The organism is Lysobacter sp. Soil_C_15, from assembly GCF_057657315.1.
In genome coordinates this window covers 1-19,318 of record NZ_JBDGIR010000013.1, presented here as the reverse complement: position 1 = coordinate 19,318, position 19,318 = coordinate 1, and the positions used below count along the sequence as shown (strand labels likewise).

At 70.5% G+C, this 19,318-nt stretch carries 15 protein-coding genes and 1 pseudogene; 10 read left to right on the top strand and 6 right to left on the bottom strand.

Annotation, left to right across the window (positions count from 1 at the left end; genetic code table 11):
* Nucleotides 1-90: 90 nt before the first annotated feature.
* Complete coding sequence (locus AC3A57_RS21475; RefSeq protein ID WP_487580759.1) at nucleotides 91-1,209, top strand: NAD(P) transhydrogenase subunit alpha; 1,119 nt, start codon at nucleotides 91-93, stop codon at nucleotides 1,207-1,209.
* 303 nt (nucleotides 1,210-1,512) lie between these two features.
* Here the strand turns inward: AC3A57_RS21475 and AC3A57_RS21470 are convergent, their stop codons facing one another.
* From AC3A57_RS21470 to AC3A57_RS21460, 3 genes are read right to left on the bottom strand one after another with little or no spacing between them, the layout of a single operon-like run.
* Nucleotides 1,513-1,971: a DUF3106 domain-containing protein gene (locus tag AC3A57_RS21470; RefSeq protein ID WP_487580758.1), complete on the bottom strand. Its 459-nt coding sequence runs from the start codon at nucleotides 1,969-1,971 to the stop codon at nucleotides 1,513-1,515.
* 6 nt (nucleotides 1,972-1,977) lie between these two features.
* A complete protein-coding gene (locus tag AC3A57_RS21465; RefSeq protein ID WP_487580757.1) occupies nucleotides 1,978-2,397 on the bottom strand; it encodes a hypothetical protein in 420 nt (139 codons plus the stop codon).
* Nucleotides 2,394-3,020 carry an RNA polymerase sigma factor gene (locus AC3A57_RS21460; protein WP_487580756.1) on the bottom strand — a complete coding sequence of 209 codons (627 nt, stop codon included), beginning with the start codon at nucleotides 3,018-3,020 and terminating at the stop codon, nucleotides 2,394-2,396. Before AC3A57_RS21460 ends, AC3A57_RS21465 begins: the two co-directional genes overlap by 4 nt.
* Before the next feature lie 224 nt (nucleotides 3,021-3,244).
* On the opposite strand from AC3A57_RS21460, the gene AC3A57_RS21455 reads away from it, so the two are divergent.
* Complete coding sequence (locus AC3A57_RS21455; protein ID WP_221671548.1) at nucleotides 3,245-3,541, top strand: NAD(P) transhydrogenase subunit alpha part 2; 297 nt, start codon at nucleotides 3,245-3,247, stop codon at nucleotides 3,539-3,541.
* Entirely contained in the window at nucleotides 3,538-4,971 is a 1,434-nt protein-coding gene (locus AC3A57_RS21450) for an NAD(P)(+) transhydrogenase (Re/Si-specific) subunit beta (RefSeq protein WP_487580755.1), read from the top strand. The genes AC3A57_RS21455 and AC3A57_RS21450 overlap by 4 nt, the downstream gene beginning before the upstream one ends.
* A gap of 84 nt (nucleotides 4,972-5,055) precedes the next feature.
* Here AC3A57_RS21450 and AC3A57_RS21445 read toward each other — a convergent pair whose 3' ends face one another.
* Nucleotides 5,056-5,562, bottom strand: a complete 507-nt coding sequence (locus AC3A57_RS21445; protein WP_487580754.1) for a hypothetical protein — start codon at nucleotides 5,560-5,562, stop codon at nucleotides 5,056-5,058.
* Between the two features lie 99 nt (nucleotides 5,563-5,661).
* Nucleotides 5,662-6,528 carry a helix-turn-helix domain-containing protein gene (locus AC3A57_RS21440; protein WP_487580753.1) on the bottom strand — a complete coding sequence of 289 codons (867 nt, stop codon included), beginning with the start codon at nucleotides 6,526-6,528 and terminating at the stop codon, nucleotides 5,662-5,664.
* A 284-nt stretch (nucleotides 6,529-6,812) separates the two neighbouring features.
* On the opposite strand from AC3A57_RS21440, the gene pdxR reads away from it, so the two are divergent.
* The gene (gene pdxR, locus AC3A57_RS21435) at nucleotides 6,813-8,258 is read left to right on the top strand and encodes a MocR-like pyridoxine biosynthesis transcription factor PdxR (protein ID WP_487580752.1); all 1,446 of its coding nucleotides are present in this window, start codon (nucleotides 6,813-6,815) and stop codon (nucleotides 8,256-8,258) included.
* Between the two features lie 645 nt (nucleotides 8,259-8,903).
* Here pdxR and AC3A57_RS21430 read toward each other — a convergent pair.
* Nucleotides 8,904-9,344 (bottom strand): hypothetical protein, encoded by a 441-nt coding sequence (locus tag AC3A57_RS21430; protein ID WP_487580751.1) that lies wholly within the window; start codon nucleotides 9,342-9,344, stop codon nucleotides 8,904-8,906.
* A gap of 113 nt (nucleotides 9,345-9,457) precedes the next feature.
* Here AC3A57_RS21430 and sufT point away from each other — a divergent pair, with 113 nt between their 5' ends.
* The 6 genes and pseudogenes from sufT to AC3A57_RS21400 all read left to right on the top strand — a co-directional run.
* On the top strand, nucleotides 9,458-10,009 hold the full coding sequence (gene sufT, locus AC3A57_RS21425) for a putative Fe-S cluster assembly protein SufT (protein WP_064750028.1): 552 nt from the start codon (nucleotides 9,458-9,460) through the stop codon (nucleotides 10,007-10,009).
* A 385-nt stretch (nucleotides 10,010-10,394) separates the two neighbouring features.
* Complete coding sequence (locus tag AC3A57_RS21420) at nucleotides 10,395-12,182, top strand: S8 family peptidase (protein WP_487580750.1); 1,788 nt, start codon at nucleotides 10,395-10,397, stop codon at nucleotides 12,180-12,182.
* A gap of 503 nt (nucleotides 12,183-12,685) precedes the next feature.
* A complete protein-coding gene (locus tag AC3A57_RS21415; RefSeq protein ID WP_487580749.1) occupies nucleotides 12,686-14,461 on the top strand; it encodes a S8 family peptidase in 1,776 nt (591 codons plus the stop codon).
* Between the two features lie 517 nt (nucleotides 14,462-14,978).
* A complete protein-coding gene (locus AC3A57_RS21410; RefSeq protein ID WP_487580748.1) occupies nucleotides 14,979-16,754 on the top strand; it encodes a S8 family serine peptidase in 1,776 nt (591 codons plus the stop codon).
* A gap of 179 nt (nucleotides 16,755-16,933) precedes the next feature.
* Nucleotides 16,934-17,527 carry a hypothetical protein gene (locus tag AC3A57_RS21405; protein ID WP_487580747.1) on the top strand — a complete coding sequence of 198 codons (594 nt, stop codon included), beginning with the start codon at nucleotides 16,934-16,936 and terminating at the stop codon, nucleotides 17,525-17,527.
* A gap of 387 nt (nucleotides 17,528-17,914) precedes the next feature.
* A pseudogene (locus AC3A57_RS21400) lies at nucleotides 17,915-19,219 on the top strand (M12 family metallo-peptidase); the annotation flags it as partial.
* Nucleotides 19,220-19,318 lie beyond the last annotated feature (99 nt).

Here is a 19,318-nt window from a genome sequence, read left to right as displayed (position 1 = left end):
CGGCCGTTTCCGCGCCGCCGTCCGTCCGGCGGGATCGCGCGGGCCCGGCCGCATCCGCTACGATGCGGCGAACCGGGCACGGAGCGAAGCATGTCGGGCATCACGATTGGCGTTGCCAGCGAAACCGCGACCGGCGAGAAGCGCGTGGCGCTGACGCCGGAGACCTGCAAGAAACTGATCGCGCGCGGCGCGCGGGTGCGGATCCAGCGCGGCGCAGGCCGTGCTTCCAGTTTCACCGACGAGGCCTATGTCCAGGCCGGCGCGGAGCTGGCCGACGACGCGTCCGCGGCGCTGGGCGAGGCCGACGTGATCTTGTGCGTGCAGGCGCCCGACCCGGGCCGCCTGACCGCGCTGCGCGAGGGCGCCGCGGTGGTCGGGTTGCTCGCGCCGCAGGCCGACGCCGCGCGCGGCGAGGCCATCGTCGCGCGCAAGCTGCTGGCCTTCCCGCTCGAACGCCTGCCGCGCACCACCCGCGCCCAGGCCATGGACGTGCTGAGTTCGCAGGCCGGCATGGCCGGGTACAAGGCGGTGCTGATCGCCGGCCAACTGGCGCCGCGCTTCTTCCCGATGCTGACCACCGCCGCCGGCACCATTCGCCCGTCCAGGGTGCTGATCGTCGGCGCCGGCGTCGCCGGGCTGCAGGCGGTGGCGACCGCCAAGCGCCTGGGCGCCCAGGTCGAAGGCTTCGACGTGCGTCCGGAGACGCGCGAGCAGATCGAATCGCTGGGCGGCAAGTTCCTCGACCTCGGCGTCAGCGCGGCGGGCGAGGGCGGCTATGCGCGCCAGCTCACCGACGAGGAGCGCGCCGAGCAGCAGCGCCGCCTGGGCGAACACCTGAAGAACATCGACGTGATCGTCTGCACCGCGGCGGTGCCCGGGCGGCCGGCGCCGAAGATCATTACCGCGGCGATGATCGCCGGCATGAAGCCGGGCAGCGTGCTGGTCGACCTGGCCGCCGAGACCGGCGGCAACTGCGAGCTCACCCGTCCCGGCGAGACCGTCGATGCCGACGGGGTGACCATCGCCGGCCCGCTCAACCTGGCCAGCAGCGGTGCGGTCCACGCCAGCGAGATGTATGCGCGCAACCTGCTCAACTTCGTCAGCTTGTTCGTCGACCAGGGCGCGCTGAAGTACGACTGGAACGACGAGTTGCTGGCCAAGACCGTGTGGCCGCAGCCGCCGGCCTCGGCCGCCGCTGCGGCGGCCTGAGCCGCCTCTCGCCGCGAAGCGGCATCGCCGCGCGGCAAGGGCAGGGCAAGAGCAAATTTCCCCTGCCCCCTTTCCAAAGGGGGAACGGCAAAGCTTGCGTCGGCGAGGGAGCCGGCGGTCGCCGTGAGTGGCGGCCGGCGTTTTGTAGGAGCGGCGTGAGCCGCGACCGCCGCCGCGGTGTGCGCGAGCGCTGCGGCCGCAGACCGAATGCGCCGGATTATCTTGCCTCTGGGCCCACGGGCGGCTCGGCTTTTTCAGCTGGCGCGTTACCAGGGCGTTCCGTCGCGCGGCGGCCGTTGGCGCTCACTCGCGCGGTGCGCCGTCGCGGCGCCACGGCGGCGGGTTGGCCTTGACCCAGGCGCGGCGCTGCTCCTCGCTCATGCCGCGCCACTGGTCCATCAGCGCGCGCCGGCCGGCCTCGTCGAGGACCCGCATCTTGGCGTACAGCGCGCGCATCTGCTTGCGCTGATCCGGGTTCAGGTGTTCCCAGTGCTTCAACCCCTGGCGCGCGTTGCGGCGCTCCTCCGGGCTCATCTGCTGCCAGCGGCGGGCGTGCTGGAGCATGCGCTGGCGCTCTTCCGGCGAGCTGTTCCAGCGTTCGCGCATCGGCGCGATCAGCTGCTCGCGCTGGGCCGGGCTCAGCTGCTCCCAGGCCGGCAGCGGCGCGGCCGGCGGGTCGGCGGCGAAGGCCGGCGCGGCGGCGAGCAGGGCGATGCCGGCGAGGACCAGACCGGCGCGGCGAAGAAAGGCGAGGCGGGGCATGGCGGTTTACTCCGGCTGGTTCGGCAGGACGTCGCCATTGGACGCCAGCCACAGATAAAGATCGGGATTTTCGTCGAGCGCTGCGACCGCGGTGTCGGCGTCGTAGCCGGCCGCCGGGAGCTCGGCCGGCGTCGGGGCGGAGGCCGGTGCCTGCGGCGCCGGGCCGGCGGCGAACTGCAGGCCCAGGGCCAGGGCGACCGCGGCCGCGCCGCCGCTGGCCAGGGCCCAGCCGAGCAGGCCGCCGCGCCGTACCGGCGCGCGCGCGGCCTCGCCGCGGATCGAGCGCAGGCGGGCGCGGGTGGCCGGTTCGACCCGCTCCAGGGCCTGCCGGTGCAGGGCGCGCATGGCCGCGTCGAAACGCGCGTCGCGCTCGTCGCCGGCGCCGGGCGCCGGGCCGGTGGTATCGGTGTGGGTGCTGCGGTTCATCGCCATTCCTCCAATTGCCGCTGCAAGGCTTCGCGCGCGCGCGACAGATGGGTCTTCACCGCGCCTTCGCTGCAACCCATCGCCCGCGCGGTCGTGGCGACGTCGAGTTCTTCCAGCACGCGCAGGCTGAAAGCCTCGCGCTGGCGCCGCGGCAGCGCGGCCAGTGCCTGCGACAGGCGCGCATAGGCTTCGCGGCCGTCGTGAGTGCGCTGCGGGTCGGGGCCGTCGTCGGCCCAGTCCAGCGGGGTGTCGTCCTCGCGTACCGCCGGGGCCAGCCAGCGCAGCCGGAACGTGCGCCGGCGCTGCAGGTCGACGATGCGGCTGCGCAGGATGCTCCAGAACAACGGGGTCCACTCGCCGGGCGGGCGGTCGCGGTAACCGAGCATCTTCATCATCGCGTCCTGGACCGCGTCCAGCGCGTCCTCACGGTGGCGCAGGCCGAGCTCGGCGAAGCGGAACGCGCGCGCGCCCAGCCCGGCCAGGAACGCATCCAGGCTGGCCGGCGGGCGCGCGGACGCGGCTCCATGCGGGTCAGTCCCGGGCGGGTCGGCCTCGGGCCCGTGCGACGGGGGCGGGACGGACTCCGGCAGCGGCTCGGCTTCGACGCTCACGGGCTCCAGCATACGGGCGCCTGGCGGTTGCAGCACCTGGGCGGCTCCTCAGCGGAAGGCGCGCGGACGGCGGGCGCGGCGGTCGGCGGGTGGGGTCGGCATCGCGGGATCCTGGGCGACGCAATGGGCGTCACATACGAAACCGGAAACGCGCCGAGCGCCGTTCGGTTGACGAGGCTGGCGCTGCATTCAGGGCCGGTTATGATGCGGAAGACATCGCATGGGGACAGGTCCGGATGAACGACGGTTTCGTGGCGCTGTATATCTTCATGTTGGCCGCGATCGCCGGCCACGTGATCATCTCGCGGGTGCCGGTGATCCTGCACACCCCGCTGATGTCGGGTTCCAACTTCATCCACGGGATCGTCCTGATCGGCGCGATCATCGTCCTCGGCCACGCCGAAACCACCCTGGAAAAAGCCATCGGCTTCATCGCCGTGCTGCTCGGCGCCGGCAACGCCGCCGGCGGCTATGTGGTGACCGAGCGCATGCTGGAGATGTTCAAGTCGAGCAAGAAGGCGGGTGGCGCATGAGTGGGCTGGATATCCTGGTCAAGTCCAGCTACCTCGTCGCCGCCACCTTGTTCCTGCTGGGCCTGCAGCGCATGGCCTCGCCGGTGACCGCGCGCAGCGGCATCCGCTGGGCCGGCGCCGGCATGGTCATCGCCACCGTCGCGACCTTCTTCCTGCCCGGCCTGCACAACCTGGGGCTGATCGCGCTCGCGCTCGGCATCGGCACGATCCTGGCCTGGGTCTCGGGCAAAAAGGTCGCGATCACCGACATGCCGCAGATGGTCGCGCTGTACAACGGCATGGGCGGCGGCTCGGCGGCGGCGATCGGCGCGGTCGAACTGCTGCGCCTGGCCGGACGGCTGCCGGCCGACCCGTTGCAGGCGCAGCTCGAGCGCGGCGTGATCGACATGCAGACCCCGACCGTGGCCCTGGTGCTGGCGGTGGTCGGCGCGGCGATCGGCGCGGTCTCGCTGTCGGGCTCGGTGATCGCCTGGGCCAAGCTCGACGGCCGCCTCGACAAGCGCGTGGTGTTCCCCGGCCAGCAGGTGTTCAACGCCGCGGTCGCGCTGGCGATGGTGGCGCTGGGCGTGGCCGCGATCATGACCCTCAACGTGCCGATCATCATCGCCTTCTTCGTGGTCGCGCTCGCCCTCGGCGTGCTGATGACCCTGCCGATCGGCGGCGCCGACATGCCGGTAGTGATCTCGCTGTACAACGCCTTCACCGGCCTGGCGGTGGCGTTCGAAGGCTATGTGCTCGGCAACGAGGCCCTGATCATCGCCGGCACCATGGTCGGCGCGGCCGGCATGCTGCTGACCCGGCTGATGGCCAAGGCGATGAACCGGCCGATCAGCGGGGTGCTGTTCTCCAACTTCGGCGGCGGCGGCCAGGCGCAGGAGATCAGCGGCACCCAGAAGCCGATCGAGGCCGGCGACGTGGCCGCGATGATGGCCTTCGCCGAACGGGTGGTGATCGTGCCCGGCTACGGCCTGGCGGTGGCGCAGGCCCAGCACAAGATCTGGGAGCTGACCCAGAAGCTGATCGAGCGCGGGGTCAAGGTGAAGTTCGCGATCCACCCGGTCGCCGGACGCATGCCCGGGCATATGAACGTGCTGCTGGCCGAGGCCGGCGTGCCTTACGACCTGATCGCCGACATGGACGACATCAACCCCGAGTTCGCCACTACCGACGTGTCGCTGGTGATCGGCGCCAACGACGTGGTCAACCCGGTCGCCAAGACCGACCCGGCCTCGCCGATCTACGGCATGCCGATCCTGGACGTGGTCAATTCGCGCAACACCATCGTCATCAAGCGCGGCAAGGGCACCGGTTTCGCCGGCATCGAAAACGCCCTGTTCTACGCCGACAACACCCGCATGCTGTACGGCGACGGCGCCGAGATGGCCAGCGCCCTGGTATCGGAGTTGAAGGCGCTGGACGGCGGGCATTGAGGCAGGAGCGAGCGCATAGAAGCGAGGAGTGAGCGAAAGCGCGTTCGCGGGCTTTGGCTTCCACTCACTCCTCACTCCTCCACGCTATTTCCTCGTCTTCATTCCAACTCCCACCGCCCAGGCGATCGGCCAGGCCACGCAGATCACGTGCACCAGCACGCTGAGCACGATCCAGGTCATGTCGTCCGGCAGGCCCTTGCCCCCGGCGCGCGACAGCGGCACGACGATGAAATTCATCGCCACGAACAGCCACAGGCCGTACAGGGTCGAGGCGATCCATGGATGCTGGCGCATCCAGCGCAGGCGCACCGCGGCCACCGCGTAGACCGCGGCCATGGCCAGGGCGATGAAGCAGTGCAGGAACAGCCCCAGCGCGGCGGTCGGCGCGCCGCCGGCGAGCGCGGCCTCGCGGCCGAGCAGGCCCGAGGCGACGCTGTGCAGCACGCGCTGCGCGGGCACGCCCGCGCTCAGGCCCCAGTACGAAATGGCGTAGACGATGTCGAGCGTGGCGGCGATCAGGCCGCCGGCCAGGGTCCACAAGAGCAGGCGCGACGGCGGAGCGGAACGGGGCGAACGGGAGACGTCGGTCATGGCGAGGCTCGGTGAGAGGGCGGCGGACGGACGAAGGCCGGCGCTGCGTCGACGACGGCGCAGCGGATACGGCGGCGCCCATGATCTCGGCAATGCGGCTCAGGCCACCCGTGCCGTAGCGCGCTCCAGCCGCCGCGCCTGGGTCGCGGTCAAGCCGAAGGAATTCTTGAACGCGCGGCAGAACGCGCTCTGGCTCTCGAAGCCCAGCGCCTCGGTGATCTCGCACACCGGCATGCGGGTGTCGCGGACCATCCGCCAGGCCCGGTCCGAGCGCAGCCGCGAGGCGAACTCGGTCGGGGTCTCGTCGAACACTTCGCGGTAGATCCGGATCAGGTGGCAGGGCGAGTAGCTGGCGCAGCGCGCCAGCCGGCCCAGGTCCAGGCGCAGCTCGGGATGGCGCCGGATCAGGTGCTGCACCCGCAGCAGCCGCAGCAGGGTCTGCTGGCGCCGGCGCTGGGTGCGGCCGCTGCAGCGCGGCAGGCGCGCGAGCAGTTCGCGCTGTTGCTCCAGCAGCAGCGCGCACAGGGTGCGCAGCAGCGCGCCGGCGTTGCGTTCGCCGTCCGGCTGCAGTCGCCGCGCCAGCCGCACCAGCAGGCGCTGGGCGTCGCGCGGCGCGACGCCTTCCCAGGGCAGCGGCTCCAGCGCCGCGCCCTCGGCCGGGGCCGGCAGATGCGGGCGCCAGGCGGCCTCCGGGCCGGACAGGCACAGCCACCAGCACGGCACCCTCGCGCTGCTGCGCAGGCGGCCGTCGCGCCACACCTGCAGATGCCCGGGCGCCAACTCCCAGCTGCTGTCGGCGGTCTCCAGGCGCAGCGGGCCGCGCAGCGGCAGCCACAGCGACAGCCAGCCGGCCGGCAGTTCCAGTTGCACCGCGCGGCCGGAGGCGCGGATCAGGTGCAGGCCCGGCCGCGCGGCGGTCAGGTCCAGGTGTTCGGCGAAGTGGATCCGGTGGTGGTGCAGGTTCATGCGTCCCTCGTCCTGGTGGCGCAGCGGTGACCCGGCGATGGCTCCTACGCTAGCCAGCCGGCCGCCGCGGCTGGAGGGCCAATCGACCGGAACTGGAAGGAGCCAATTGCCGTTACCGTTACCGGGGCCGATTCAGCCACCTGGGTCGCGAAGCCTGGTGCGACAGGCTGGCCCGGTTTGTGCAGGGCCGGACCGAATCGCCGCGCCGGTCTCGCCGGCGGAACAATGGCTTGGCACTATCGGACGCCTGGACGGCCCGCGAGGGGCCAATCGGAGCCGCGCACATGTACCTGCCGCTGGACGGTCGCGGGCCCCTGCACGGCCAATTGGTCCGCTCGCTCAAGGACGCGGTCCTCGGCGGCCGCCTGCCGGCCGGGCTGCGCTACCCGCCGAGCCGATTGCTGGCGCAGCAGCTGGACCTGTCGCGCAACACCGTGCTGGCCGCCTACGAACAACTGCGCGCCGAGGGCTTCATGCAGGCCCGGGTCGGCTCGGGCAGCTACGTGGTCATGCCGGGGGCGCCGGTGCAGCCGCGCAGCGAGCCGCCGCAAAGGGTTCCGCCGCAAAGCGCTTACGCCCGCCGCCTGCGCCGCTACCACGACCACGCCGCGATGCCCGGCCGCGGCGTGCCCGGGGTGTTGCACAGCTTCCAGTACGGCGTGCCGTTCACCAACCCGTTGCTGACCTCGGCCTGGGCGCGCGCGCTGTCGCACGCCGCCGCCTACACCCCGCCGAACTATCCCACCGCGCAGGGCCTGCCGATGCTGCGCGCGGCGGTGTGCGAATACCTGTCGTTGCGGCGCGGGGTACAGGCGCGGCCGGAGGACGTGATCGTGGTGACCGGCACCCAGCAGGCGGTCAGCCTGACCGCGCGCGTGCTGCTCGACGAAGGCGACGAGGTCGCGATCGAGGAACCGCAGTACTTCGCCGTGCGCGAGGCCTTGCAGATCCACGGCGCGCGGCTGGTGCCGGTGCCGGTCGATCGCGAGGGCCTGTGCACCGACCTGCTGCCCGAGCGTCCGCCGCGGCTGATCTGCGTGACCCCGTCGCACCAGTTCCCGACCGGCGCGCTGATGTCGCTGGCGCGGCGGCGCGCGCTGCTCGACTACGCCTGCCGCCACGATTGCTGGATCTTCGAGGACGATTACGACGGCGAATTCCGCTACGACGCGCAGCCGCACGCGGCCTTGTGCGGGCTCGACGACAGCCGCCGGGTGATCTACACCGGCACCTTCTCCAAGGTGCTGTTTCCGTCGCTGCGGCTGGGCTATATCGTCGCCCCGCCGGGGCTGCGCGACGACTTCGTCAGCGCCAAGTGGGTCGACGATTTCGGCTCGCCGGCGATCGAGCAGGCGGCGTTGGCGCATTTCCTCGCCGATGGCGGTTTCGAGCGCCATCTGCGCCGCACCGCCAAGACCCTCAAGCAGCGCCGCGACGCCTTGCTCGGGGCCTTGCGGCGTTCCTGCGGCGACGCCCTGGACATCGACGATTCGCATGCCGGCATGCACTTGCTGGTGTGGCTGCGCGGCCGCGATGCGGCGCAGGGCGATGCGTTCATCGCCGCGGCGCAGCGGCGCGGGCTGGGCCTGTATTCGATCGCGCCGTATTACTTCGAGCCGCCGGATCGGGCGGGGCTGCTGTTGGGCTACGGCGCCTTGTCGGTGGCCGAGATCGAGGAGGCCGCGCGCTTGTTCGCCAACTGCCTGGCGGAGATGGATTTCCCCGATTGAAGCGCTGCAGCCGTGCCGCCATCGACTTCGCCGCGTCTTTGTCCTGCGCCCCTGTAGGAGCGGCGTAAGCCGCGACCAAGGGACGCGCAGAAGACCCACCGCCGTCGTCATGGATCGAAGCTCGAAAACGTCGCGGCGGGTAGGAGCGGCGCCCCACAGGGATTTCCTTCGATCACAAGCCGCGACTGCGTTGTTGCGGCCTCGCGCCGTCTGTTTTTCGAAGGCTTTGAAAGCCTCAGGGCCTTAAGAGCCAAAGCTTCCGTCCGCGAGCGGCCGGGTTACTTTCTTTGTCCAAGGCGACAAAGTCCCACGGGATTTCCTTCGGTCAAAGGTAACCCAAAGAAAACGCCATGGCTGTTTCGGATCAAGAGCCACTATGGGACGGGGTTTGCGCCGGGCTGCTCCGCACAGGCCGTCCCTGGCCTGGCTGCGCACGGCCCGCCTCCCCGCGGGCCGCCCTTCGGGGCTGCAGGTCTGCTCGCGAGTTCGGTCCCGCGCCAAGCTCCTCGCCGCAACGGCAACGGCAACGGTGGGCGCTGCTGTCGCTTCAGGGGTAGGGGCGGCGTAAAGGGATTTCCTGCGGTCACAAGCCGGGACCGCGGTGCTCCGGTCTTGCGTTGTTGGCGGCCGTCGGCGTCGCCCGGCTCAGCGCGACGCCACCACCGCCGCCACCGCGGCCAGGCCCAGCCAGATCAGGTCGGTGCCGGTGTTGGCCAACTGGAACAGGGTCCAGGCGAAGTTCGGGCCGAGCCGGGTGGCGGACTCCAGGGCGTCGAAGCCGAGCATGCCGCCGTACTGGGTCGCGGCGATGCCCCAGTTGGCGATCAGCACGATCAGCGCGCTCGCCGCCAGGCCCAGGGCGGCGCGCCGCGGGCCGGGGCGCCAGGCGCCCAGGCGCAGCATCCAGGCGATATCCAGCGCGCCCAGCACCGCCATCCAGCTGCACTGGCGGTCCCAGGCCACCGCCAACAGGACCCAGAACGCGGCGAAGCCGACCGTGCCCAGGACCAGCAACAGCCACGAGAACGGCGTCGTCCGGCGCTGCGGGCGTTCGCTCTGGCGAGGGATGCGGGGTTCGGTCGGCACGGCGACGGTCATCGGCGGAACACTGTGGGCGGGGCAAGCCCTACAGCATAGCCGGCCGGGGCCGGTAGAATAGGCCTTCTTGTGCTGCGGCACGGCGTCCCCATCTTTCCGGCATGTACTCCCGCAGCAGCGAACCCGTCCGTTTCGAGCGCGATTGCGCCGTCGTCATGGTGCCCCAAGGCGAGCAGGTGACCCTGCCGGCCGGCAGCGTGGGCTATATCACCCAGGCCCTGGGCGGCAGCTACACGGTGTTCGTCGAAGGCAATCTGTTCCGCATCCACGGCCGCGACGCCGATGCGATCGGCAAGGAACCGCCGGAACCGCTGGAACTGCCCGAGGGCGCCGACGACGAAGCGGTCGAGCGCCTGGTGTGGCAGCAGCTGCGCACCTGCTTCGACCCGGAGATCCCGATCAACGTGGTCGAGCTGGGCCTGGTCTACGAGGCGGCGGTGAAGCATCGCGACGACGGCCAGCGCACGGTCGAGGTGCGCATGACCCTGACCGCGCCGGCCTGCGGCATGGGCGACATCCTGGTCGACGACGTGCGCAGCAAGCTGGAAATGATTCCGACCGTCGCCGAAGCCGATGTCGAGCTGGTGTTCGACCCGCCGTGGAATCGCAACATGATGTCCGAGGCCGCGCGCCTGGAAACCGGCATGCTCTGAGCTGCCCGCGTCGTCCGGCACGACGCGAACGCGCAGCGCCCGATCGAGTCCATTGCGCCGCGGCGAAAGCCGCGCGCGTCGCGCCGTCCGAGCGACGGCGCGACCGCATGCGTCGATACAACAAAGCACATTAGTTTCGAAGGCGCATGCCGCGGTTGCGTCGCAATGCCGTTACGTATGGTGTCGATACGTGATCGGACGCACGGGTATGTCCGCATAAGCCCCTTTCTTGTGCCTTGTGAGCGCCGACTGCGCGCTCGTAGCGTGTGCCGCGCGGACCGACGAGTCCGCACGCACGGCGCGAGTTCGTCGCGGACCGCACGCGGTTCGAAAGTCCTTCGCGCTTACGCCGCATCGGCGGCATTCGCTTTGGGGGTTTTCCATCATGTCCAATCGCATCACGTCCGCGCCTTCGCAGGTTTTGCGCAAGCGCGCGCTCGTCATCGCCACCGCCGCCGCGCTGTCCTGCGCGGCCTGGTCCGCGTCCGCCGCCGAACCCGCGCCGCTGTCCGCGGCAAGCGAGGACGTGCAGGACGAGTTCATCGTCAAATACCGCGACGGCAGCGCGCAACGCGCGAGCGCGGCCGGCCTGGAGCGTTCGCTGAGCGCCGCGTCGGCCGGATTCTCCGCCAACGGCAAGGCGCTCGGCCTCAAGCATCTGCGCCGCATCGCCACCGGTTCGGAACTGATCCGCGCCGGGCGCAAGCTCGACCGCGCCGAAGCCGCGGCGCTGATGCGCCAGATCGCCGCCGATCCGAACGTCGAGTACGTCGAGCCGAACGCGCGCATGTACCCGCTGGCGACGCCGAACGACACCCGCTACGGCGAGCAGTGGGGCTATAGCGACGCCGACGCGGGCATCAACGCGCCCGCCGCCTGGGACATCAGCACCGGCACCGGCGTGGTCGTGGCGGTGCTGGATACCGGCATCACCAGCCATAGCGACCTCGACGGCAACGTGCTGCCCGGCTACGACTTCGTCAGCGACGCCACCGCCGCGCGCGACGGCAACGGCCGCGACTCCAACCCGGCCGACCAGGGCGACTGGTTCAACGCCGGCGAGTGCGGCCGCAACTACAACAGCCCGTCGAGCTGGCACGGCACCCACGTCGCCGGCACCGTCGCGGCGGTGACCAACAACGCCAAGGGCGTGGCCGGCACCGCCTACAACGCCAAGATCGTGCCGGTGCGCGTGCTGGCCAAGTGCGGCGGCACCCTGGCCGACATCGCCGACGCGATCACTTGGGCGTCCGGCGGCACCGTCTCCGGCGTGCCGGCCAACGCCAATCCGGCCGAGGTCATCAACATGAGCCTGGGCGGCGGCGGCAGCTGCAGCTCGACCTATCAGAGCGCGATCAACGGCGCGGTGTCGCGCGGCACCACCGTGGTCGTCGCCGCCGGCAACAACAACGGCAACGCCGCCAACAGCCAGCCGGCCAGCTGCAGCAACGTGATCACGGTCGGTGCGGTCGACAGCGCCGGCGCGCGTTCGGTGTGGAGCAGCAGCCAGAAGTCCAACTACGGAAGCGTCGTCGACGTCGCCGCGCCGGGTTCGAACATCCTGTCCACGCTCAACAGCGGCAGCACCACGCCGAGCACCGAAAGCTACGCCTCCTACGGCGGCACTTCGATGGCGACGCCGCACGTCGCCGGCGTGGTCGCGCTGCTGCAGGCCAAGGCGGCCACTCCGAAGACGCCGGCGGAAATCGAAACGCTGTTGAAGAACAGCGTGCGCGCGTTCCCGCAGACGCCCGACCAGCCGATCGGCGCCGGCATCGTCAACGCCAAGGCGGCGCTGGACGCGCTCGGCGGCGGCACCACCCCGGGCGCGCAGACCTATACCAACGGCACCGACTACGCGATCAACGACAACGCCACCGCCGAAAGCCCGATCGCGGTGTCCGGCCGGACCGGCAACGCGCCGAGCAACGCTTCGGTGTCGGTGACGATCTACCACACCTACCGCGGCGATCTGAAGGTCGACCTGGTCGCGCCCGACGGCTCGGTCTACAACCTGCTCAACTACAACAGCAACGACGCCAGCGACAACGTCATCGCCACCTACACCCGCGATCTGTCGACCGAGGCTTTGAACGGCACCTGGAAGCTACGGGTCAACGACAACTGGGACAACGACACCGGCCGGATCGACAGCTGGAGCATCAAGTTCTGACCGCGCGGCGCGGCCGGAAGAGCGGCCGCGCCCTTCGTTCCGCGAACCCCGGCCGCGGCCGGGGTTCGCTGTCCGGTGCGCGCCCGTTGCCGATAAACGAAAGCTATGGAGCAAGCTCGCCATCCGCGTCGATACGGTATCGCTGCGACGAGTACGGGCGACCGGAGCGCGGGCGCCGACGGACCGGCGAACTCCGCATGAATTCATGAAATTCATCGCATATTTCGGCCGGGGTAGGGGGTTTTTGGTCATTTGCGTTGAGCGCAGGACACGTAAAGACACTTCTCAATGCGTGATTGGTTTCACCTTTGAACGGGCAAAGTCGCCGGCACGACGTCTTGCTGACATCGCCGCGCAATCGTTAGCGTGAATCGAGGACGCGTATCGGCCCCGGCCGCTAGGGCGTTCACGACCAGTCCGGGCGCCGCGTACCGCAGGGGCCGCCGACGCACCGGACGACATTCGCCGCGACCGCGGCTTTCCTGTTTCGGGGGTTAGTTCAGATGTCCGTTCGTACCCGTCGTAGCAACCGCATTCACGCCTTGGCCGCCGCCACCGCCCTGGTGCTCGGCTCCACCGCCGCCGGCTCGGCGTTCGCCGCCGAACGCATCAACCTGGCCGCCCTGGCCAACGAGACCCAGGACGAGTTCATCGTCAAGTACCGCGAAGGCAGCGCCCAGCGCCAAAGCGCGGCGAGCCTGCAGAGCGCGCTGAGCACGGCCGCGACCGGCTTCGCCGGCAAGGGCAAGGCGCTCGGCCTGAAGCACCTGCGCCGCACCGCCCTGGGCTCGGACCTGGTCCGCGCCGGGCGCAAGCTCGACCGCGTCGAGGCCGAGGCCCTGATGCGCCAGATCGCCGCCGATCCGAACGTCGAGTACGTCGAGCCGAACGCGCGCATGTATCCGCTGGGCACCCCGAACGACACCCGCTTCGGCGAGCAGTGGGGCTACACCGACGCCGACGCCGGCATCAACGCCACCACTGCCTGGGACATCAGCACCGGCACCGGCGTAGTGGTGGCGGTGATCGATACCGGCATCACCAGCCACAGCGACCTCAACGCCAACATCCTGCCCGGCTACGACTTCGTCAGCGACGCTACCGCCGCGCGCGACGGCAACGGCCGCGATTCCAACCCGGCCGACGAAGGCGACTGGTTCAACGCCGGCGAATGCGGCCGCACCTACGACAGCCCGTCGAGCTGGCACGGCACCCACGTCGCCGGCACCGTCGCGGCGGTGACCAACAACGCCAAGGGCGTGGCCGGCACCGCCTACAACGCCAAGGTCGTGCCGGTGCGCGTGCTGGCCAAGTGCGGCGGCTCGCTGGCCGACATCGCCGACGCCATCACCTGGGCCTCCGGCGGCAGCGTGTCCGGCGTGCCGGCCAACGCCAACCCGGCCGAAGTGATCAACATGAGCCTGGGCGGCAGCGGCACCTGCGGTTCGACCTACCAGGCCGCGATCGACGGCGCCGTCTCGCGCGGCACCACCGTGGTCGTCGCCGCCGGCAACAACAACGGCAACGCCTCCAACTCGCGTCCGGCCAACTGCAACAGCGTGATCACCGTCGGCGCGGTCGACAGCGCCGGCGCGCGCTCGGTGTGGAGCAGCACGCAGAAGTCGAACTACGGCAGCGTGGTCGACATCGCCGCTCCGGGCTCGAACATCCTGTCCACGCTCAACGCCGGCAGCACCACCCCGGGCGCGGAAAGCTACGCCTCCTACGGCGGCACCTCGATGGCGACGCCGCACGTCGCCGGCGTGGTCGCGCTGCTGCAGGCCGCCTCGGCCACGCCGAAGACTCCGGCGCAGATCGAGACCATCCTCAAGAACACCGCGCGGCCGTTCCCGCAGACCCCGGACCAGCCGATCGGCGTGGGCATCGTCAACGCCAAGGCGGCGCTGGATTCGCTCGGCGGCGGCGGTACCCCGGGCGCGCAGACCTACACCAACGGCACCGACTACACGATCAACGACAACGCCACCGTCGACAGCCCGATCGCGGTGTCCGGCCGGACCGGCAACGCGCCGAGCAACGCCTCGGTGTCGGTGACCATCTACCACACCTACAAGGGCGACCTGAAGGTGGACCTGGTCGCTCCGGACGGTTCGATCTACAACCTGCACAACCGCACCGGTTCCTCCACCGACAACGTCATCGGCACCTACACCGTGAACCTGTCGAGCGAGCCGCTCAACGGCACCTGGAAGCTGCGGGTCAACGACAACGCGGCGCAGGACACCGGCCGCATCGACACCTGGAGCGTCACCTTCTGATCGCTGCGCGGCCAGGGACGGCCGCATGCGTCGCCCGCGAGCCCCGGCTGCGGCCGGGGTTCGCATTGGCGGCGCCGATGCGCGGCGGGCCGGCGACCTCGGTCGGTTTCGATATATATCGACTATCGAAAGGCGCCGGGACTTGCGACTTGTCGGACGCCTGAGGCTTCCGCAGCGCGCCCGGTCGGGTTCGCAGATCATGTTGCGAACGACGCCGAGATATTCGACGTATGCCGCATTTTATCCGGCAAGGTAGGGGGATTAGAGTCATTTGCGTTGTGACGGGCACATTCCGAATGCGTGATTGACCTCACTCTTGAACAGGCGAAATCGCGCCGCCGCCATCTTGTCGACCCGCCGCTGCAATCGTTAGCGTGAATCGTGGATGCGCATCGGCAACGGCCGATGAGGGGCGCGTCCGCGATCAGTCCGGGCGCCGCGGCTCCTCGTCGCCGCCGCCGGCTCACCGGACGTCATCCGCCGCGATCGCGGCTTTCCTGTTCGGGGGTTTCCTCAGATGTCCGTCCGTTCCAACCGCATCCATGTCCTCGCCGCCGCCACCGCCCTGGTGCTGGCGTCGACCGCCGCCGGCTCGGCCTTCGCTGCCGAGCGCGTCAACCTCAGCGGCCTGCAGACCGCCGCCAAGTTCGACCGTTTCATCGTCAAGTACCGCGACGGCAGCGTCGAGCGCCAAAGCACCGCCAACGTGCAGCGCGCGCTGAGCACCGCCGCCAGCGCCTCCGGCGCCAAGGCCAAGGGCGCCGCGCTGGGCCTCAAGCACCTGCGCCGCACCGCGATCGGCGCCGACGTGGTCCGCGCCGACCGCGCCCTGGACCGCGCCGAAGCCGAATCGCTGATGCGCCAGATCGCCGCCGACCCGAACGTGGACTTCGTCGAAGTCGACGTGCGCCGGCACCGCCTGCTGACCCCGAACGACACCCACTACGGCGTCCAGTACGGCTTCAACGGCGCCAACGGCGGCCTCCGCGCCGACCAAGCCTGGGACGTCGCCACCGGCACCGGCGCGGTGGTCGCGGTGCTCGACACCGGCATCACCCCGCACAGCGATCTGAACGCCAACATCCTGCCGGGCTACGACTTCATCACCGACACCTTCGTCTCGCGCGACGGCAACGGCCGCGACTCCAACCCGAACGACGAAGGCGACTGGAACAACGAGACCGAGTGCGACCAGCCGGGCTACGACGTCGGCGCCAGCGATTCCAGCTGGCACGGTACCCACGTCGCCGGCACCGTCGCCGCGGTGACCAACAACGCCAAGGGCGTGGCCGGCACCGCGTTCAACGCCAAGGTCGTTCCGGTGCGCGTGCTCGGCCGCTGCGGCGGCTACGACTCCGACATCTCCGACGCGATCGTGTGGGCCTCCGGCGGCACCGTGTCCGGCGTGCCGGCCAACGCCAACCCGGCCGAGGTCATCAACCTCAGCCTCGGCGGCGGCGGCGCTTGCCCGAGCAGCTATCAGAACGCGATCAACGGCGCGGTCGGCCGCGGCACCACCGTGGTGGTGGCCGCCGGCAACGAAAGCGCCAACGTCTCGACCTCGACCCCGGCCAACTGCGCCAACGTGATCGCGGTCGCCGCGACCACCGAGACCGGCGCCAAGGCCAGCTACTCCAACTACGGCACCGGCATCGACGTCTCGGCGCCGGGCGACCAGATCGCCTCGACCCACAACGGCGGCGCCACCACCCAGGGCGCCGAGCAGTACGTCTACATGAGCGGCACCTCGATGGCCTCGCCGCACGTGGCCGGCGTGGTCGCGCTGATGCAGTCGGCGGCGACCACGCCTAAGACGCCGGCCGAGATCGAGAGCATCCTCAAGAGCACCGCGCGCGCGCTGCCGGGCGCCTGCTCGGGCGGTTGCGGTTCGGGCATCGTCAACGCCAAGGCCGCGGTCGACGCGGTGCGCGGCGGCACCCCGGGCGGCGGCACCCAGACCTACACCAACGGCACCGACGTCAGCATCCGCGACAACGCCACGGTCGAGAGCTCGATCGCCGTGTCCGGCCGCAGCGGCAACGCGCCGAGCACCGCCAGCATCTCGGTGACGATCTACCACACCTACAAGGGCGACCTGAAGGTGGACCTGGTCGCGCCGGACGGCTCGCTGTACAACATCCACAACCGTACCGGCTCCTCGACCGACAACGTCATCGGCACCTTCACCAAGAACCTGTCGACCGAAGCGCTGAACGGCACCTGGAAGCTGCGCGTGAACGACAACGCCGGCGGCGACGTCGGCCGCATCGACACCTGGAGCATCACGTTCTAAGCCGCACCGCCCGAACCGCGCCGCTGCCTGGACGGCGGCGCGACCCAAGCCCCGGCTTCGGCCGGGGTTTGTCTTTGCGCCGCATCGACCGCGCGCTCGGTTAAGCTCAGGCCGCGGTCCCGGGCGCTTCAGCCGCGGTTGGGGCGCAGGGTTCTTAGATCGTTGGCGCCATCGAGTCGATGGTCCGAATCGCCATCCTCCGGCCGCCGACCCCGTTCGCCCGCTTGGTGCGTTGTCATGAATCGCCCGACCCATTCGCCTCAGGAGACGCCCGTATGCCGATTTCCTCCCGCGCGCCGTGGCTGGCGGCCACGGCCTTGTTCAGTGCGTTCGCGGTAAGCGCCTGCATGGCCGCCGGAACGCCTCCGCCCACCGACGCCGCACCCGCCGAGCGCGCGCCGGCCCAGGTCGGCGCGCCTGTCGGCGCCGGTCCGTTCGGCCAGTTCATCGTCAAGTACCGCGACAGCAGCGCTCCGCTGAAACAGCAGGGCCTGGTGCAGGCGCGGCTTAACCGGACTGCGGGCACGCTGCCCGGCAAGGCGCTGAAGCTGACCTGGAAACATCGCATGGGCATCAACGCCGATGTGTTCGCGGTCGAGCCCGCGCTCGACGCCGAGGGCGCGCGGCGGCTGATGCAGGCGTTCGCGGCCGATCCGGACGTGCAGTTCATCGAACCCGACAATCACATCGCGCTGGATCCGATCATCCGCGGCCCGGCCATTCAGGGGCCCGACGTGCGCAATCCGGAAGTGATCGAGAAGAGCGACAAATAGTCGCGCCGCAGCCCGCGACCGCGCGGGTTGGAGATCTCAAGAAACCCCGGCTCCGGCCGGGGTTTTTCGTTGTCTGGGCGACGCAGGGAATCGGCGGAAAATTCCGCGCAATCGCTCGGAATGGACCGGTTCGGGATGGCGCGTTCGTCGCCTGCCGCAGCAGTTTTCCGATGCATGACCACAGTCACGAACGCGCCGCATCAAACGCGGCGAACGCCGTTGCCTGGAGATTCGCGCAGCCGCTAGCGTCGTATCGCGGCCGAGACGACGAACTCGCGCCGCCATCGCCCGGACACGACGACGCGCGTTCGCAGCAAGCGTCGCCGACGCGCCGGCGTTCGCCGCTTCGGCCGCCATCGCGGCCTTCATCCATCGGGGGTTACACAGATGTCCACTCGTTCTCCGCGTCGCGCATCGCGCGCCGTTCTCGCCGTCCGCCTGACCGCGCTGGCCGCCGCCCTGGCCGCCGCGCCGGCGTTCGCCGCCCAGCCCTTGTTCGTCGGCGACGCGCCGACGCCGCGCGCCGGCCTGACCCGCGCCCAGGGCCTGGCCGCCGCGCCGGCCACCGCGGCGATGCAGCTCAAGCGCGCCAACGCCGCCGTGGTCAGCGTCGCGACCCGCGAGATCGAACTGCAGCTCGGCGCGCACCGGGTCAATGCGGTGCTCGACCAGGCCCGCGACACCGGTCGCGGCAGCACGGTGTGGCTGGGCCACGTGCGCGAGACCGCCAAGGCCGCGGCGCGCGACGCGCGCGAAGTGCGCCACGACGAACGCAACTCGGTCGCCCTGGTTCGGCGCGGCAACGGCGTCACCGGCAACGTGCGCATCGACGGCCAGCTGTACCGGATCCGCCCGCTCGCCGACGGCAACCACGCGGTGGTCGAGGTCGACGAAAGCCGCATGCCGCCGGACCACCCGCGCGGCTTCCTCGATTCGGACCTGCCGCAGATCGCGATGGACGCCGCGCCGGCCGCGCGCAGCGCCTCCGGCGGCATCGGCGCGGCCGCGGTCGACCCAGGCGCGACCGCGACCATCCGCGTGCAGGTCGTCGCGACCAACCAGGCCGTTACCGCTTACGGCGGCGACATGCAGGCCCTGGTCGAACTGGCCGTGGCCGAAAGCAACCAGGGCTACGCCAACTCCAACGTCGGCATCCAGCTCGAACTGGCCAACTACCGCACCGTCGAGTACACCTCGGCAGGCGACGGCCACTTCACCGACGAAGAGCGCTTCGCCGACCCCAACGACGGCTACATGGACGACATCCACGCCAGCCGCGACGCCAACGCCGCCGACGTCAACGTGCTGGTCATCGACGACGGCGGCAACTGCGGCCTGGCCCATTCGATCGGCTCGACCGCCGACACCGCCTTCGCCACCGTCCACTACGACTGCGCCACTGGCTACTACAGCTTCGCCCACGAGATCGGCCACCTGCTGTCGGCCCGCCACGATCCGGCCGCCGACCCGACCAACACCCCCTACGCCTACGGCCACGGCTACCGCTACGAGCCCGCCACCGGCAGCAAGTGGCGCACGATCATGGCCTACAACTGCAGCGGCGGTTGCCCGCGCCTGAATTACTGGTCGAACCCGGACGTGACCTACAACGGCGCGGCGATGGGCACCACCGACCGCAACCACAACCAGCGCGTGCTGGTGCAGACCAAGGCGACGATGGCCGCGTTCCGCGGCGCGCCGGGCGGCAACGCCGCGCCGGTGGCCAACTTCAGCTCGTCGGCCAGCGGCCTGACCGTGGCGTTCACCGACAGCTCGACCGACAGCGACGGC

Bases quoted from the DNA above. Each gene is read 5' to 3' on its own strand.
- AC3A57_RS21475 (WP_487580759.1), top strand. From the start codon at position 91: ATGTCGGGCATCACGATTGGCGTTGCCAGCGAAACCGCGACCGGCGAG.
- AC3A57_RS21470 (WP_487580758.1), bottom strand. From the start codon at position 1,971: ATGCCCCGCCTCGCCTTTCTTCGCCGCGCCGGTCTGGTCCTCGCCGGC.
- AC3A57_RS21465 (WP_487580757.1), bottom strand. From the start codon at position 2,397: ATGAACCGCAGCACCCACACCGATACCACCGGCCCGGCGCCCGGCGCC.
- AC3A57_RS21460 (WP_487580756.1), bottom strand. From the start codon at position 3,020: ATGCTGGAGCCCGTGAGCGTCGAAGCCGAGCCGCTGCCGGAGTCCGTC.
- AC3A57_RS21455 (WP_221671548.1), top strand. From the start codon at position 3,245: ATGAACGACGGTTTCGTGGCGCTGTATATCTTCATGTTGGCCGCGATC.
- AC3A57_RS21450 (WP_487580755.1), top strand. From the start codon at position 3,538: ATGAGTGGGCTGGATATCCTGGTCAAGTCCAGCTACCTCGTCGCCGCC.
- AC3A57_RS21445 (WP_487580754.1), bottom strand. From the start codon at position 5,562: ATGACCGACGTCTCCCGTTCGCCCCGTTCCGCTCCGCCGTCGCGCCTG.
- AC3A57_RS21440 (WP_487580753.1), bottom strand. From the start codon at position 6,528: ATGAACCTGCACCACCACCGGATCCACTTCGCCGAACACCTGGACCTG.
- pdxR (WP_487580752.1), top strand. From the start codon at position 6,813: ATGTACCTGCCGCTGGACGGTCGCGGGCCCCTGCACGGCCAATTGGTC.
- sufT (WP_064750028.1), top strand. From the start codon at position 9,458: ATGTACTCCCGCAGCAGCGAACCCGTCCGTTTCGAGCGCGATTGCGCC.
- AC3A57_RS21420 (WP_487580750.1), top strand. From the start codon at position 10,395: ATGTCCAATCGCATCACGTCCGCGCCTTCGCAGGTTTTGCGCAAGCGC.
- AC3A57_RS21415 (WP_487580749.1), top strand. From the start codon at position 12,686: ATGTCCGTTCGTACCCGTCGTAGCAACCGCATTCACGCCTTGGCCGCC.
- AC3A57_RS21410 (WP_487580748.1), top strand. From the start codon at position 14,979: ATGTCCGTCCGTTCCAACCGCATCCATGTCCTCGCCGCCGCCACCGCC.
- AC3A57_RS21405 (WP_487580747.1), top strand. From the start codon at position 16,934: ATGGTCCGAATCGCCATCCTCCGGCCGCCGACCCCGTTCGCCCGCTTG.